Raw genomic sequence first — 15,021 nt, forward strand, 5'->3', positions numbered from 1 at the left:
CAAATCTAGCAGCCCGGCCTGAACGGAGCTCTTTTTGTAAGACTGGGAAAAGCATTGGCACAAAAAAGCGGGAGTGGAGGGCGGAAATAGCTGCCCAAATAAATATTAGCTTATTAGAAACCAAAAGCAGTTGCCAATCGCTATTCATCAACTCATTTAAAATTTTCCTTCCACAGGAATTTTCCAAGGTCGAAAACTTTTCTCAATGGCTCATTGTGCATCAGTTCAAAACCCGTATCGACGGTTTTTTCGATGAAAATATCCGTTTTTTCAAAGTCGGGAGAAGTGTCTTTTTTCCAAAAATCAATGGCGGAAACCAAATGGAGCCAAAGTGCTTCCTGTCTCGATTTTTCGTTGAATTTTCGGATGTCTTCTTTCGCTTTTTCAATCATTTCCCACTCGTTGAAATCGAGAGTGTTAACAAATTGTTTATGGGTTTCCCTAAGATTCTGAAGCGTTTTGATGTTCTGAATTTTATTGCTTCCTAAAATAGATAAAACTAAAGAACGGTTCATCGTCAGATTTTCAAAGAAAATGTAATAGACATTCAGGAGTTTTTCTTTTGTTGTAATTTCCATCGAAAAATTAACTTCCGAAGCGAGTTCTAGAGATTTCGTGAAAAGATGATTCAATATTTCGCTTTCGATTTGCTCGAATCCTGAGAAATAATGATAAAACTCTTTCTCCTCAAAATTATTTTCTTTCGCAAAAAGGTAAACGTTTTTCGGTTTTTCTCCGTGATTCAGAAGATAATCTCCGTATAATTCAAATATTTTTTCCTGTGTGATATGGGCTTGTTCTTGCATAATAGAATTTATTTATGGACAAAATTAGTAAATAATTTTACAATCAATTAAAATAAAGTATAAATTTGTACTATATAAACCATTTAATTTTTGAATTATGTTGACAATACAGGCACAATCGAATATACCAACAGATTTTGGGATGTTTACTGTTTATGCATTCTCAGAATACGAAGAAGACTGGAATCCGCACTTGGTTTGGGTGGCAGAAAATACAGATTTCAGCAAAACAGTAAACGTTCGTTTTCATTCAGAATGTATCACAGGCGAGATTTTTCATTCTAAAAAATGCGAATGCGGACAGCAATTGGATGCTGCAATGAAATATATGTCGGAAAATGGCGGAATGATTATTTACCTTCGGCAGGAAGGCAGAAATATCGGAATCATCAATAAATTGAGAGCGTATGCGCTTCAGGAAAAAGGTTTTGATACGGTGGAAGCGAATTTAAAATTAGGATTGCCTGCAGACGGGAGAAATTTTGATGTAGCGGTGGAAATGCTTAAACTTCTGAATGTAAAGGAAATTAATCTGCTGACGAACAATCCTGATAAGCTTAAATCTCTGGAAAACAGCGGAATTATTCTGCATCACAGAGTTCCTTTGGAAATAGAATCGAATGACGTGAACGAAAGTTATCTTTCAAAAAAGAAAGATTATTTCGGACATCTTTTAGAAAAGGTATAGTTTTCTCATTAACTGAAGTAATTTCCACTTACCAAATCCAAACTCATGAAAAAAATTCTTCTTACCGGAGCTACCGGATACATCGGAAAACGAATGATAAATGTAATCGCTGCACAAGGTTATCAGGTAATTTGCTGTTGTAGGGATAAAGACCGTTTTTCCAAAAGTGTAGATATTGATGATGCCCAGATTGAAGTGGTGGAAGTGGATTTTTTGAAACCCGAGACACTGGAAAATATTCCGAAAGATATTTCCGGGGCATATTATCTGATGCATTCCATGAGCAACATCAACGATTATGCAGAAAGTGAAAAACAATGCGCCATTAATTTTTCAAATTATATTGAAAAAACCGATTGCAAACACATCATTTATCTTTCGGGTTTGGCTAATGAAAAAGAATTATCTGAACATCTCAGTTCAAGATTTGAAGTTGAAAAAATTCTGATGAAATGTAAAGTTCCGGCCACAGTTTTGAGAGCGGGAATTATCATTGGTTCAGGAAGTGCATCGTTCGAAATCATCAGAGATCTGGTGGAAAAATTACCGGTGATGGTGGCTCCGAAATGGCTTCACACCAAATGTCAGCCGATTGGAATTGCCAATGTTCTGGATTTTCTGATTTTTACTTTATTTAAAGAAGAGGCTTATCACAAAAGTTTTGATATCGGATGTAATGATGTTTTGACCTATAAAGAAATGCTTTTGGAGTTTGCCAAAATAAGAGGACTGAAACGAATGATTTTTACCGTTCCTGTAATGACTCCGAAATTGTCTTCGTATTGGCTGTATTTTATTACCTCAACATCGTATAATTTAGCTTCTGCTTTAGTTGGAAGTATGAAAATTGAAGTCGTTTGCAGGCCGGAAAGTCTTGCGGAAATCAAACAGATTACCGGAGTTCGGCCTTTTTCTTATGATACGGCTCTGAGAAGAACGCTGGCTAAAATTCAGGACAATGAAATTGCTTCGAGTTGGAAAGACAGTTTTATCAGCAGCAGAAGCGATTCCAGCCTGAAAGATTATCTTGATGTTCCGAAATACGGTTGCTTTGTTGATTTAAGAACAGAAAAATATGATGACCGTGAAAAATGTCTGAGGAGGATTTTTTCTTTAGGCGGCAAAAACGGTTGGTACGGTCAAAGTCTCTGGAAAGTTCGCGGATTTATGGATTTAATTGCTGGCGGACCAGGACTGAGACGCGGAAGAACACATCCTGAAAATCTTCATCAGGGTGATGCACTCGATTTTTGGCGGGTTTTGTATGCTAATAAAGAAGAAGGAAAACTCATTCTCTTTGCAGAAATGAAACTTCCCGGTGAAGCGTGGTTGATGTTTAAAGTTTACAAAGGAAGGCTTTGGCAAAAAGCGGTTTTTCGGCCTCATGGATTAACGGGAAGACTCTATTGGTATTCTGTTTTACCGTTTCACGGAATTATTTTTAACGGAATGGTGAGAAGGTTGGCAAAAGGTGTTTAATATTTTTCCGGATTGATGTAAACGGGCCAAACCTAAAATTTTTTTGTCAGAAAGTAAGCAAACTGCAGTTTTTAAACCATCAGATTTAAAATATGCAGAAGAATACAACCATGACCTGATACAGGTGACCTGTTTTTCATTAGGCTTATGCAAATCCGTCCTCTTCTCACAGTATCTGCTCATACTTTTGTTCAAATAAAAACTTATAAATTCAATTGATTAGAATAAAGACTTTTAAGTGAATAACCCAAATTGGGATTAAATTCCGATAAGGCTTTATTTGACCTGTTGAACGGGAAGTAGTGGATTTTCATCGACACTTAGCGGTAAAGTTTCTGAGTTTTTTCGTTCACAAATGTTTTGCGCTTAATTTTTTGGGAAACATATTCAGTAACTTCATCGCCTTTATAAAGTTGTTTCTGATAAACTGCTGCGGAAGATTTCCAAATTTTACCCTCAATCAATGGTACAGAAGCAAGAGAAAACTTGCGAATATTTTGGAGTAATTCCCGTATTTTTTCTTGGGGAATTTTTCCCACAATGCTTTCCGGATGAATGTCGCTCATGAAAAGAACTTCATTGCGAATAATGTTCCCGACGCCTGGAAAAATATCTTGGTTCATCAGTACATCACCAACTTTCTGTGTAAGAAATTTTTTGCCAATCAATAATTCTTCCGTTGCTGCAACATCGTATTGCTCAGAAAAAACATTCAACTTCTCATTAAATATATTTTTATCGTCGATTTTTTTAATTTTTACCACATAAAAATTAACATAATCTTCGCCAAAAAAGAGGGTGAAACTGGGATTCACTTTTTTCTGCTCCTTAATTAAAAAACTTCCATACAAACCAAAATGTACGGTAATAAAAAAATCTCCGAAATCAAGAAGGAGATATTTCCCAAAAGTGCCCAAAGAAATTAGTTTTTTACCAGAGATCTGGTCTTGATAAGGGTTGTTGTAACCACCACTTTCCGTGACGGTTTTACCCGAAAACTTTTCAAGCTTTTTCTTGAAAACAACAATGGTTGGTCCTTCCGGCATTTTAAAAATGGTTTATTCTAAAAAAATCGAGTGCCTAAAGTTTTTCATTTTCCAGCATTTTCATTACAATGGTTTCTTCCTTAGTTAAACCGGCTTTGCCATCGTTAATCTCAATTTGATCAAGTTCGTCCAGGTATTTTTTAATCGATTTATTTTCGTAAAGATTGATTACCAAAGGATGCACATAATATTTTCGGCAAACGGTCGCGGTATTTCCCAAATGTGCGGCAACCTTTTCCAGAGCTTCTTTTACTTTCGATTTGTATTCTTTATCACTTTCTGCTTCACCAATTTCTTTAAAGGCGATTAATGCATTTACCGTTCCGCTCCAGGTTCTAAAATCTTTTGCTGTAAAGTCGTCGCCGCTGATTTCTTTGATGTAGTCATTCACCATTCCGCTTTCGATGGCATGTCGCTGTCCGTTTTCATCATAATATTGGAACAGTTCTTTTCCCGGAATGTCTTTACAGTTTTGCACGGCTTTGGCAAGTTTCGCATTTTTCAGTTCAATGTCATGATAAACTCCTTTTTTTCCTTTGAAAGAAAATTTTAGCTTTTGACCTTTTATATCAACATGTTTATCTTTAAGCGTTGTTAAACCAAATGAACCGTACAATTTTTCGTAAATATTGTTTCCTATACGAATGTTGGTTCTTTCCATTAAACTTACTACCACGGCAAGAACTTTCCTTTTTTCCAAAGATTTTATAGCCAAATCTTTTTCCAACTGAAGTCTCATTTTCGGCAATGCGTAACCGAATTGCAACATTCTGTAAAATTTGGTATGATTCCGAAGCGCATTCCACAGGGGATGATAGCGATATTGTTTCCGCTGTTTTGCATCAATTCCGGTTGCTTGAAGATGACCATTTTTAAGTGCACAAATCCACACATTTTCCCAAGCGGGAGGAATGGCGAGTTTGTTGATTCGCTCAATTTCTTCTTTGTCTTTGATTTTCTCATCCCCATTAAAATAAACGAACTTTTTACCTGATTTTCTTCGGTAAATTCCGTCTTGCTCCTGATCGGTGGTATAAATCAAACTTACCGCTTTAGCAGATTTTACCGGATCCTTCATAATTTTAAGGATTTTAGACGGTTTGAGAGATGAAATGATCTCTGCGGTTTGCGTTTCCATCATCATTATTTATTTTTTAGTTCTACCAAATAGGAAAAATACAATTCCGATTATGATTACAGTAAGAAGAATTCCGTACCATTTGCCGACTTCAAAAACGGTTCCTACAGCGCTGCACGCGGTTAAGAAACTGATGACAAAAATTGAACAAAAAATTGTAAGATAGCTTTTCATAAAAATTCTTTTGATGTTATTCTAAACTCTGTGATGATCTGGTTTCCAGCTGCTGATGGATTTCTTAATTTCATCACCGGAAATATTTTGCGTTAAAGCTTTCTGCAGTAATGCTTTAAATTCTTCATCATAGGCAAAACGAAGGGCCGCAATTTGACCAAAGTTTAACCGTTCTTCTACCTCATCCGATCTTTTGCCAAACAGCTCAAAGTACCGTTGCTTAAATTCCAGCCGTATAATCCGGTTTTGATTTCCCAGAGCGTAGTGCTGACGAACCATTAATGTAAGATAAATCAGCAGAAACATGATCACTGCGAATAAAATCCAGGTGAGTTGATGGGCATCATCAGTGAAAATTTTCCAAATGGCTGCCACCTGCAAAATTCCCAAAAGCGGGAGGTAAATGAAATGATGGGGCGGATAATATTTTTTGTGATTTTTGTAATTTTGAGCTTTCATAAAGATGGGTTATCAAAAATGTAACCAAAAGTAATTGAAGTGCGTAGGATGATGAAAAAAAGATTATTGACCGCCTTTTTGCACGGTAATCAACTTAATTTTCACCCAATTTTTCTACACTTTTAAGCATATCGATTCCTTTTCCTAAAACAGGCTTGAAGAGGTCGCCTTTTTTTTCCAATCGTGATAAAGCGTTTTCGATGTTAAAATCGGTAGGTTTCAAACCTGGTTTCAGTTCGTCCCATTCAATGGGCATGGAAACAGGAGCGCCGTTTTTTGGTCTTAGAGAATAAACACTTGCCAAAGTTTGGCCGCGCCGGTTTTGAAGATAATCCAGGTAGATTTTATTTTTATCTCGTTTTTGCAGCGCACGCTCCAAAGTAGTGAGTTGCGGAAGTTGCTTCTGAACCAGCTGCATCAGAATATGCCCGAAATCTTTTACCTGCTCAAACGAATATTTTGCACCCATCGGAATATAAATGTGAATTCCCGAACTTCCTGAAGTTTTACAATAACCATCAATTTTTCCCCTGTCTAATACTTTTTTTACCATTTTAGCGGTTTCAATTACTTCATCGAACGTATTGTTTTCCGATGGATCTAAATCCAACACCAAATAATCCGGTTGATCAAGGGTATTAACTTGACTTGTCCAAGTATTGAATTCGATGCAGCCCAAATTATTCAAATAAGCCATTGCTGCCTTGTCGTTGCAAATAATATAATTGATATATTTCTCGGTAGATTCTGAAAAAATTTTTTGGGTTTCAATCCAGTCCGGAGTTTCTTCTGCGGCATCTTTTTGGTAAAAACTCATTCTATCAATTCCATTCGGAAACCGGTTCATAGATTGTGGACGGTTTTTTAAATAAGGAAGAATATATTTTGAAATATTTTGATAAAAATCAATAACGTCACCTTTTGTAACCCGATCTTTTGGAAAATAAAGTTTGTTCTGATTGGTGAGTTTTACTTGCTGTTGATCAATTTTCTGAAGTTGTTCATTTTCTCTTTCCATCACTGATTTTTTTAGGGGTGCGAACGCTTCATTTGCGGTTGTTTTATTCTCAAAATTCAGTTCATGCGCATTAATATCTTCGCGTAAACCGAGAAAAACCGGATGTCGAAAAATGTGGTCATTCGTTAACTCTGTAAACTTAATTTCTGCAACCAGTTCGGGCTTCAGCCAGGTAGGTTTATCATTCGTTTTAGGAATTTTTTTAAATGGTGATTTTTCGGTGATGAGCGGTTTCATTTTTTCATACAATTCCACTAAAGTTTTATCATTGAATCCAGTTCCGGTGTGCCCGCAAAATATCAGTTCTTGTCCGTTGTATCTTCCTAAAATAAGCGAGCCAAATTTTTTTCTACTTCCTTTTGGTGCTGTAAAACCACAAATGATTACTTCCTCTGTTTTTTGACTTTTTATTTTTAGCCAGTCGCTGCTTCGCATTCCTTCCCGGTAGGTACTTTCGGTCTGTTTGGCCATCATTCCTTCCAACTCCATTTTCTCGATTAGGGTGAAAAACTTTTCGCCATCTTCCAAAATATGGTCGTGATACTTCACTAATTCTGTTTCTACCAAAGCTTCTTTCAACAGTTCTTTTCTTTGAAGGTAAGTGAGGTTTTCGGTAGAATGTCCGTTGAGCCAAAGTAAATCAAATACTTGATAGATCACCATAATATTGGGGTTGTCGCCAATTTTTTGTAACCATTGGAAATTTGTTTTCCCCGTGTCGTCATAGGCTACCAATTCCCCGTCGAGAATCATCTGATGCTGCTGAAGTTTTAATGAATTGGCAACTTTTTTAAATTTTTCAAGATAGGAAAGTCCGTTTCGCGAGTAGAGTTGAAGTTCATTACGCAAATCGGCGATGGCACGATAACCGTCCCATTTTATTTCGAACGCCCAACCTTTTTTTGTAAAAGGTTTTTCGGAGCTTTCGGCAAGCATGGGAGTAATAAAATTTTTAAGTTTTTTCTCTCCTGAAAGAGCGGGTGCGTAGTTTTTATATGATTTTATTGATTCGTCTTGAAATTGTGCTTTTTTGTTTTTCTTGATTTCTAAAGCTGCGGTAACTTTGGAGTTCGGATCAGTGTTTTCTTCTGCATCGTAATATTCTAGAGCGTATTTGTCTCTATGTTTGATGAGCAACCACGCATTTTCATCCTGCGAATTTTTAATTTTTACCAAAGCAAATTCCCCTTTAAGTTTTTTACCATGAAGAATAAATTTCATTGATTCCCGGTGAAGCTCGCTTCTCATCACCAAATCATCGCTTTTTCCCTTGAGTTTTTCTAACGGCTCATAAGTTCCTTCGTCCCAAATTTCCACTTCACCGGCGCCATAATTTCCTTTCGGAATAGTTCCCTCAAAAGTGCGGTAAGCGTAGGGATGATCTTCCACCATCATGGCCAATCTTTTGTCATCAGGATTCAGAGAAGGACCTTTGGGAATGGCCCAACTTTTCAAAACACCATCCATTTCCAACCTGAAATCATAGTGAAGGCGACTTGCTGCATGACGCTGAACCACAAATTTTAACTTCCCGTTAGAGCCTTCTGGTTTTCCTTCAGGTTCAGCGGTTTTTTTGAAATCGCGCTTAGAGTTGTACTGATAAAGGGAGTTCATTTCTGGTGTATTTTCGGAATTTGAATTTTTTTGAGGGTTTAAAAAATCAAGGTTAATCTAATTAACCAGCCTTCATTTTTCCTGCTTCCAAACTTGCTTTAAGCTGAGCCATTAAATCAGTCGCTGTGGTGGAAACTTCTTCTTTCGCCTCTGTCTTTTTGGTTTTGCCTTTGGCTTTAGCTTCAATAATTTTCATTAAATCCTCGTTATAGGTATTTTTAAATTTGGCTGGATCGAATGTAGTTTGCAACTGTTTTATAAGCGATTCTGCCATCTTTAATTCTTCTGTCTGCGGCTTTTTTGCGGATGGAAGTTTTAAATCCTCGAAACTGCGCAATTCTTCCGGATAGCGCATTCGGTTAACCATCAGTATTTTGTCTTCATAGGGACGAACCAAACAAAGAATCTCTTTTTCGCGTAATATAAAAGTTCCTATTCCTGCCATTTTGGTTTTGATCAAGGCGTTCAGCAAAAGTCGATAAGCGTCTTCACCATTTTTTTGCGGTTCCAGAAAGTAGGAGTTTTCGAAATATGCACTGTCGATTTCCTGAATATTTACAAACTGTTTAATATTCAAAATTTTAGATTTTTCCGGACTTACTTCATTGAAATCTTCTTCCGTTAATACGATATATTGGTCTTGCAACTTGTAACCTTTTACAATGTTCTCGTATTTCACTTCCTTTCCTGTTTTTGCATTGATTCTTTTAAACTGAATATTGGAAAGATCCTCTTTATCTAACATATCCAAATCAAGATTACTTTCTTCGGTTGCAGCGTAGAGTTTTATAGGGATATTTACCAAACCGAAACCGATGGCTCCGTTCCAAATTGCTCTCATATTATTTTTGTTAATGTTAGTGAATGTTTTTCAACTTTTTGTCGCCTGAATTTTTAAACAGCACATACGCTGCCGCTCCCAATGTTGCAGCAAGCATCAACTTTTTGGTCTTTCTTGACGGAACAGGTAACATGGTTTCACCATAAATTCGATGTGGTTCAGAAGAAGGTACTAAAATGTTTCCGTTCGTCTCCGATTGATTACCAGATTTCATCATCATCCGCATTGCGGCTGAACCAGTATTAATGACGGTTTTTGGAAAAAGTCCGTAAGCATATTTCATTGCAAATGCAGTCCAGTCCGGATAATTTTCTTTTTTTGGTCTTTTAGCGACTTTCACCATCATGTCTGCCAATTCTCTTGGATCCAGTGCCATAGGCGGAATTTTCGCATTAAAACCAGAGTATTTTGCAGAGTGCATATTTCCTGTGGAACGCAACATTCCAGGATATAGCGCCGAAATGTGTATATCGGGAAATTCTGATACTTCTCCCTGCAAAGCTTCCACCATTCCACGTAACCCAAATTTAGAGGCAGAGTAGGCGGTTCCATACGGAACAGGCATCCATCCTCCAACCGACACATTATTGATTAAGATTCCGTCTCCCTGGTTTTTGAAAATCGGTAAAACAGCTCGTGCCCCAAAAAGGTATCCTGTAAGATTGGTGTTAATTATTTGTTGGATAATTTGTGGTGGCATATCATCGAATTTTCCGGTAGCCATTACTCCGGCGTTATTGATCCAGATGTCGATTCTGCCATTAAATTGTAAAGCCTGTTGCGCAAGATTTTCAACCTCTTCCCACACAGAAACATCCGTAGGGACAGCTAAAGCAACCACTTCCAAATCTCTACACAATGAAAGTGTTTCTTCCAATCCTTTTTTTCCGCGAGCGGCGAGAACGACATTGCATCCTTCTAATGCGAAAGCTTCTGCGGCAGCTCTTCCTGCGCCGCTTGATGCTCCAGTAATAACAACGGTTTTACCCTTTAACGTTTTGGTACTCATATTTAAAATTTTTGGGATGATGGTTTTAACTTCAATTGAAATTCATACAATTTTTGTAAGAGCATATATTGTTCCATCCCTTCTAATTTTTTCTTGGATATCAGAAAAATTTGTTGGAACTAGAATATTCTCTTTAACTTTGATGAAACCATAAAAATGAAAATCGCCACTTATAATGTTAACGGAGTGAATGGCCGGCTTCCTGTACTCTTAAGATGGTTGGCGGAAGCTCAACCCGATACTGTATGTTTACAGGAACTGAAAGCACCGCAAGATAAATTTCCTGAAACTGAGATATTGGAAGCAGGTTATCATTCGGTGTGGCTTGGACAAAAAAGTTGGAATGGTGTTGCCATTTTGTCAAAAATTGCAAAACCGGTGATTTCCAGAACTGCACTTCCTGGTGATGACGAAGATGACCAAAGCCGCTATTTGGAAGTAAAAATAGAAGATTTGATTATTGGCTGTATATATCTTCCCAACGGGAATCCGGTTCCCGGTCCCAAATTCGATTACAAAATGAAATGGTTTGAAAGACTTGATGCCCACGCTGAAATGCTGATAACTTCGGGTAAAAAAGTGATGCTTGTAGGAGATTTCAATGTAATGCCTACTGAAAAAGATGTTTATAAACCCGAAAAATTTAAAGAGGACGCTCTTTTTCTTCCGGAAGTACGCAAAGCCTTTGATAATTTATTGAAGCAAGGTTGGACAGATGCTTTACGTTATCTTTATCCCGATGAAATTATTTATACTTTTTGGGATTATTTCCGTAATGCTTACCAGAGAAATGCTGGTTTGCGCATTGATCATTTTCTATTATCACCGGAAATTTTGCCGCAACTGAAAAATGCAGGCGTCGATAAAGAAGTTCGAGGGTGGGATAAATCAAGCGACCATGCACCAGTTTGGGTGCAGCTTTGACGTTATTAATCTAAATATTTAATCTTCGGATTAGATTTCCTATCTTTAGAAAATAAAATTTTACAATGAAAAAACTAATCTTTACGGCTTTTCTAGCCATTTCAGTTACTGCATATTCGCAATGGACAATTCCTGCGGCAAGCCCGAGACAGAAGGTGGAACAGCAATTTTCCATGTCCAAAATCACACTTGATTACGGGAGACCCGGCGTGAAGGGCAGAAAAATATTTGGCGAACTGGTTCCTTATGGGAAAGTTTGGCGAGCGGGCGCAAATTCATCAACCAAAATTACATTCGAACAGTCGATAAATTTTGGTGGCAAAGTGGTTCCTGCAGGAACTTATGGACTATTTGTCCAACCCTCAGAAAAAGAGTGGAAGGTCATTCTGAACAAAGATTCCAAACAATGGGGAGCTTACGAATACGATGAAAAATTGAATGTTGCAGAAGTGATAATTCCGCTTCAAAATTTATCAGAAAAACAGGAATGGTTTGAAATTACACTGAATCCAATGGACGACAACGCGATTGATTTGGTTTTTAAATGGGATTTCGTGAAAGCGGTAGTTCCTTTAAAAACTGGAAAACCTGAAACCGTAACAAAAATTGTGGATAAACTAAAAGAAATAAAGCAGATTGAAAAAGATGCTGCAGCTCAAAAATAATTTAAAAGCGAACTTCGGTTCGCTTTTTTAGTTAAAAAATATCTGTTCATTTTTCGGTTGATTCATCGTGCATTTAAAACTAAATTTGCATTACTCATTACTCATTACTCATTACTGATTACTCATGAACTTATCTCCCGAAATCATGTACGATGCTTCCTTCAATAAAAATCCTGAATTTGAAGGTGTTTTTTGGATGGGCGTAAAAACCACCGGAATTTTTTGCCGACCAACTTGTCCCGCCAGGAAACCGAAATTTGAAAACGTGGAATTCTTTAATAATACTAAAGATGCGATTCTAAAAGGTTACCGACCGTGCAAAGTGTGTAAACCTTTGGAAAACCCAAACGAAACCCCCGATTTCATTCAAAAATTATTGAATGAATTAACTGAAAATCCTGCGTTGAAATTGAAAGATTACGATTTGGTAGATCGAGGTTGGGAACCTGCAACGGTTCGCAGATGGTTTTTGAAAAATCATGGAATGACGTTTCATGCGTTCCAGAGAATGTTTAAAATTAATTCAGCCTTCAAAAAATTGCAAAGTGGAGAAAATATTGTAGATGCGGCATTTGATAGTGGCTACCAAAGTTTAAGCGGCTTCAATGATAGTTTTAAAAATATTTTCGGAGTCTCACCAAAAAATTCAAAATCGGAGAAAGTAGTTGATTTAAAAAGAATTGAAACTCCACTCGGAACAATGATTGCCTGTGCCGATGAAAACGGAATTTGTATGTTGGAATTCAGCGACAGAAAAGCTTTACCAACCGAGTTGAAAGAAATTTCCAAGCATTTCAATGCGAATATTATCCAGGGTGAAAACAAACATTTTAAAACTTTAGAAAAAGAACTTTCAGAATATTTTGAAAGAAAAAGAATGCAATTTGATGTTCCGCTTTCGCCGGTTGGAACAGAATTTCAGAAAAATGTATGGGAAGTTCTGCGTAAAATTCCGTACGGAACAACAAGAAGTTATCAGGAACAGGCAAAAATTCTCGGAAATCCAAAAGCAGTTCGCGCTGTTGCCAATGCAAATGGTTTGAATAAAATTTCAATAATCATTCCGTGTCATCGAGTCATCGGAAGCGACGGGAAACTTACCGGCTACGGCGGCGGAATATGGCGGAAACAAAAATTACTGGAACTGGAAAAAGCAATTCTGTTTTAGGAGCACGGAGTTACAGATGTTTTTTTGTGGAGTTTCATAGAGTTTTTCAATGTTTGTTAAAACTCCATCTACACTGTGATGCACTTTTGCTCTATGAAATATCAAGCTTTATGCGTAGAAAGATACGTGTAAACATTGTAAGGAAGAATAAATTTCTGCGTAAAAAATTTCGAAATTACGCAAACCAGCAAAACCGGAAATCCTAATTCAAAACCGTTTGGCGCAAGATTGCAAACCAGAAAAAGCGCGGTTAAAGGCGCATAAATTGAGGTCGATAAAGTTGCTGCGGCGCCAATCAAAGCGAAATTCAGATAAATTAAATCCGTCCCGAAAAAAGTATTGCAAACCAGCGCAAAACCAATTCCCAAATACGCACCGGCTACAATACTCGGCGCAAAAACTCCGCCGTCTCCGCCTGCTCCAAGTGTTAAAGAAGAAGCAATCGGTTTCAGCAAAACCAAGGTCAGAAAAAATAAAATTGAAAAACTTTCGGGTTTTGAAATCGTTTCTCCCAAAGAATGGTAACTGTCTCCGTAAAGAAATGGGAAAACGAAAATCATCGCACCGACAATCAATGCACCAAGATTCACGCGAATAAAATTATTGGAGATTCCGGCAAAAAAATCTTTGATCCGAATCACCAAAATAGTGAAATAAGCCGACAAAACTCCCGAAAAAAGACTTAAAACCAACATAAACGGAAGCGCAAACCAGTGCCATTCTTTAACTTTTATGGAAATCAAAGGTTTCGATGGAAAAAAATATAAAAATGCCCACGAAACCAATGCTGAAGCCGTAAAACTCATTAACAAAGTTTTATTGAATTTTCGTGCTATCACTTCAAAAGCAAAAAGAAAACCTGCAATCGGATTTCCAAATAAAACCGCAACTCCGGCGCAAACTCCGGCTCCAATCAGTTCCAGTTTATAAATATTGGCTGAAAAATTTTTTTCATACAGCGAATTTCCAACAGTTGCCGTTGCAACCACCGTAGAAACTTCAATTCCAGTGGAACCTCCAAAAATCACGGTCAGAAATCCATTCAGATAATGTGACGGAATTTTGAAAAAAGGCAAATGGTCTTTCCGCTGGTCAACGGTTTTATAAATTTCGGCAATCCCTTTATTTTTTCGGTTTTTGAACAGATATTTCCTCAAAAAATAAATGGTGGTAATTCCTATAGTTGGTAAAAAAATAAAGAGCCACGATTTTCCGTAATTGGCGAACTCAAAGAGATGCTCCTGAAAAAATTCAGTGATTTTTTTGAGTGAAAAAGCAAGAAAAGAAGAAATAAGTGCGATAAGTGCAGAGATTAAAATGAGCCGGAAGTAGTAGTGACGCTGAATTCTTTTTCTTTCCATACCTAAAATTATTTATACAAAAATAAGGCAATCATTTTAATTCTTTAAATTTACAGGATATCAAACTGAAATATGAATTTCCTGCAACCAACCCTCAAAAACGAAAACGTCATTCTTCAACCACTCAAAGAATCTGATTTTGAAAGACTTTACGAAGTTGCTTCCGATCCCAAAGTTTGGGAACAGCATCCCAACAAAAACCGTTACGAAAGGGAAGTGTTTCAGAATTTTTTTGAGGGTGCGATGATTTCCGAAGGCGCATTCATCATCATCGATAAAGAAAGTGGCGAAGTTGCAGGAAGTACGCGATTCTATTCACACGATGAAGATGAGAATTCCATCTTTATCGGCTACACTTTTTATGGAACAAAATTTTGGGGTTCCAAACTCAATCCACAAGTCAAGAAACTGATGTTGGATTATATCTTTCAGTACGTTGATTTGGTAAAATTCCACGTCGGTGCAGAAAATTGGCGTTCTCGAAAGGCAATGGAAAGATTGGGCGCAGAAAATAGAGGTGAAATTTCAGTTGCTTATCATGGAGAACCCAATCGGGAAAATGTAGAATATTGGATTAAAAAAGAAGATTGGGTTTTTAAGCAGAAATTGCATTAAAACATTATGCCTATTG

Annotated in this window: 14 protein-coding genes; 6 read left to right on the forward strand and 8 right to left on the reverse strand. The window is 37.2% G+C overall.

What is annotated here, in order from left to right:
* Positions 1-152: 152 nt before the first annotated feature.
* Positions 153-806 carry a TetR family transcriptional regulator C-terminal domain-containing protein gene (locus J4771_RS01600; RefSeq protein WP_224135778.1) on the reverse strand — a complete coding sequence of 218 codons (654 nt, stop codon included), beginning with the start codon at positions 804-806 and terminating at the stop codon, positions 153-155.
* A gap of 97 nt (positions 807-903) precedes the next feature.
* Between J4771_RS01600 and ribA the strand changes: the two genes are divergently transcribed.
* Together ribA and J4771_RS01610 are read left to right on the forward strand one after the other, a co-directional pair.
* Positions 904-1,494, forward strand: coding sequence for a GTP cyclohydrolase II (gene ribA / locus J4771_RS01605; protein ID WP_224135779.1), 591 nt, complete (start codon positions 904-906; stop codon positions 1,492-1,494).
* Positions 1,495-1,539: 45 nt separating this feature from the next.
* The gene (locus J4771_RS01610; RefSeq protein ID WP_224135780.1) at positions 1,540-2,973 is read left to right on the forward strand and encodes an SDR family oxidoreductase; all 1,434 of its coding nucleotides are present in this window, start codon (positions 1,540-1,542) and stop codon (positions 2,971-2,973) included.
* Between the two features lie 320 nt (positions 2,974-3,293).
* On the opposite strand, the gene J4771_RS01615 is transcribed toward J4771_RS01610, so the two are convergent.
* The 6 genes from J4771_RS01615 to J4771_RS01640 all read right to left on the reverse strand — a co-directional run bounded on the left by J4771_RS01615 (position 3,294) and on the right by J4771_RS01640 (position 10,272).
* Positions 3,294-4,019, reverse strand: coding sequence for a DNA-formamidopyrimidine glycosylase family protein (locus tag J4771_RS01615; RefSeq protein WP_224135781.1), 726 nt, complete (start codon positions 4,017-4,019; stop codon positions 3,294-3,296).
* A 34-nt stretch (positions 4,020-4,053) separates the two neighbouring features.
* Positions 4,054-5,097, reverse strand: coding sequence for a DNA topoisomerase IB (locus J4771_RS01620; protein ID WP_224135782.1), 1,044 nt, complete (start codon positions 5,095-5,097; stop codon positions 4,054-4,056).
* Positions 5,098-5,352: 255 nt separating this feature from the next.
* Entirely contained in the window at positions 5,353-5,790 is a 438-nt protein-coding gene (locus J4771_RS01625; RefSeq protein ID WP_224135783.1) for a DUF6526 family protein, read from the reverse strand.
* A gap of 94 nt (positions 5,791-5,884) precedes the next feature.
* The gene (ligD, locus tag J4771_RS01630; RefSeq protein ID WP_224135784.1) at positions 5,885-8,422 is read right to left on the reverse strand and encodes a DNA ligase D; all 2,538 of its coding nucleotides are present in this window, start codon (positions 8,420-8,422) and stop codon (positions 5,885-5,887) included.
* Between the two features lie 61 nt (positions 8,423-8,483).
* Positions 8,484-9,263, reverse strand: a complete 780-nt coding sequence (ku, locus tag J4771_RS01635; RefSeq protein WP_224135785.1) for a non-homologous end joining protein Ku — start codon at positions 9,261-9,263, stop codon at positions 8,484-8,486.
* A gap of 16 nt (positions 9,264-9,279) precedes the next feature.
* The gene (locus J4771_RS01640) at positions 9,280-10,272 is read right to left on the reverse strand and encodes an SDR family oxidoreductase (protein ID WP_224135787.1); all 993 of its coding nucleotides are present in this window, start codon (positions 10,270-10,272) and stop codon (positions 9,280-9,282) included.
* A gap of 156 nt (positions 10,273-10,428) precedes the next feature.
* Between J4771_RS01640 and xth the strand changes: the two genes are divergently transcribed.
* From xth to J4771_RS13240, 3 genes are all read left to right on the forward strand, one after another.
* Complete coding sequence (xth, locus tag J4771_RS01645; RefSeq protein ID WP_224135789.1) at positions 10,429-11,196, forward strand: exodeoxyribonuclease III; 768 nt, start codon at positions 10,429-10,431, stop codon at positions 11,194-11,196.
* A gap of 65 nt (positions 11,197-11,261) precedes the next feature.
* A complete protein-coding gene (locus J4771_RS01650) occupies positions 11,262-11,861 on the forward strand; it encodes a DUF2911 domain-containing protein (RefSeq protein ID WP_224135791.1) in 600 nt (199 codons plus the stop codon).
* Positions 11,862-11,985: 124 nt separating this feature from the next.
* Positions 11,986-13,029 (forward strand): bifunctional transcriptional activator/DNA repair enzyme AdaA, encoded by a 1,044-nt coding sequence (locus J4771_RS13240; RefSeq protein ID WP_317196364.1) that lies wholly within the window; start codon positions 11,986-11,988, stop codon positions 13,027-13,029.
* A 101-nt stretch (positions 13,030-13,130) separates the two neighbouring features.
* Here J4771_RS13240 and J4771_RS01665 read toward each other — a convergent pair whose 3' ends face one another.
* The gene (locus J4771_RS01665) at positions 13,131-14,390 is read right to left on the reverse strand and encodes a chloride channel protein (RefSeq protein WP_224135793.1); all 1,260 of its coding nucleotides are present in this window, start codon (positions 14,388-14,390) and stop codon (positions 13,131-13,133) included.
* A 72-nt stretch (positions 14,391-14,462) separates the two neighbouring features.
* Here J4771_RS01665 and J4771_RS01670 point away from each other — a divergent pair, with 72 nt between their 5' ends.
* Positions 14,463-15,005, forward strand: a complete 543-nt coding sequence (locus J4771_RS01670) for a GNAT family N-acetyltransferase (protein ID WP_224135795.1) — start codon at positions 14,463-14,465, stop codon at positions 15,003-15,005.
* Positions 15,006-15,021: the final 16 nt, after the last annotated feature.

It is taken from the genome of Candidatus Kaistella beijingensis (assembly GCF_020084865.1).
In the GTDB taxonomy this organism is placed as follows: domain Bacteria; phylum Bacteroidota; class Bacteroidia; order Flavobacteriales; family Weeksellaceae; genus Kaistella; species Kaistella beijingensis.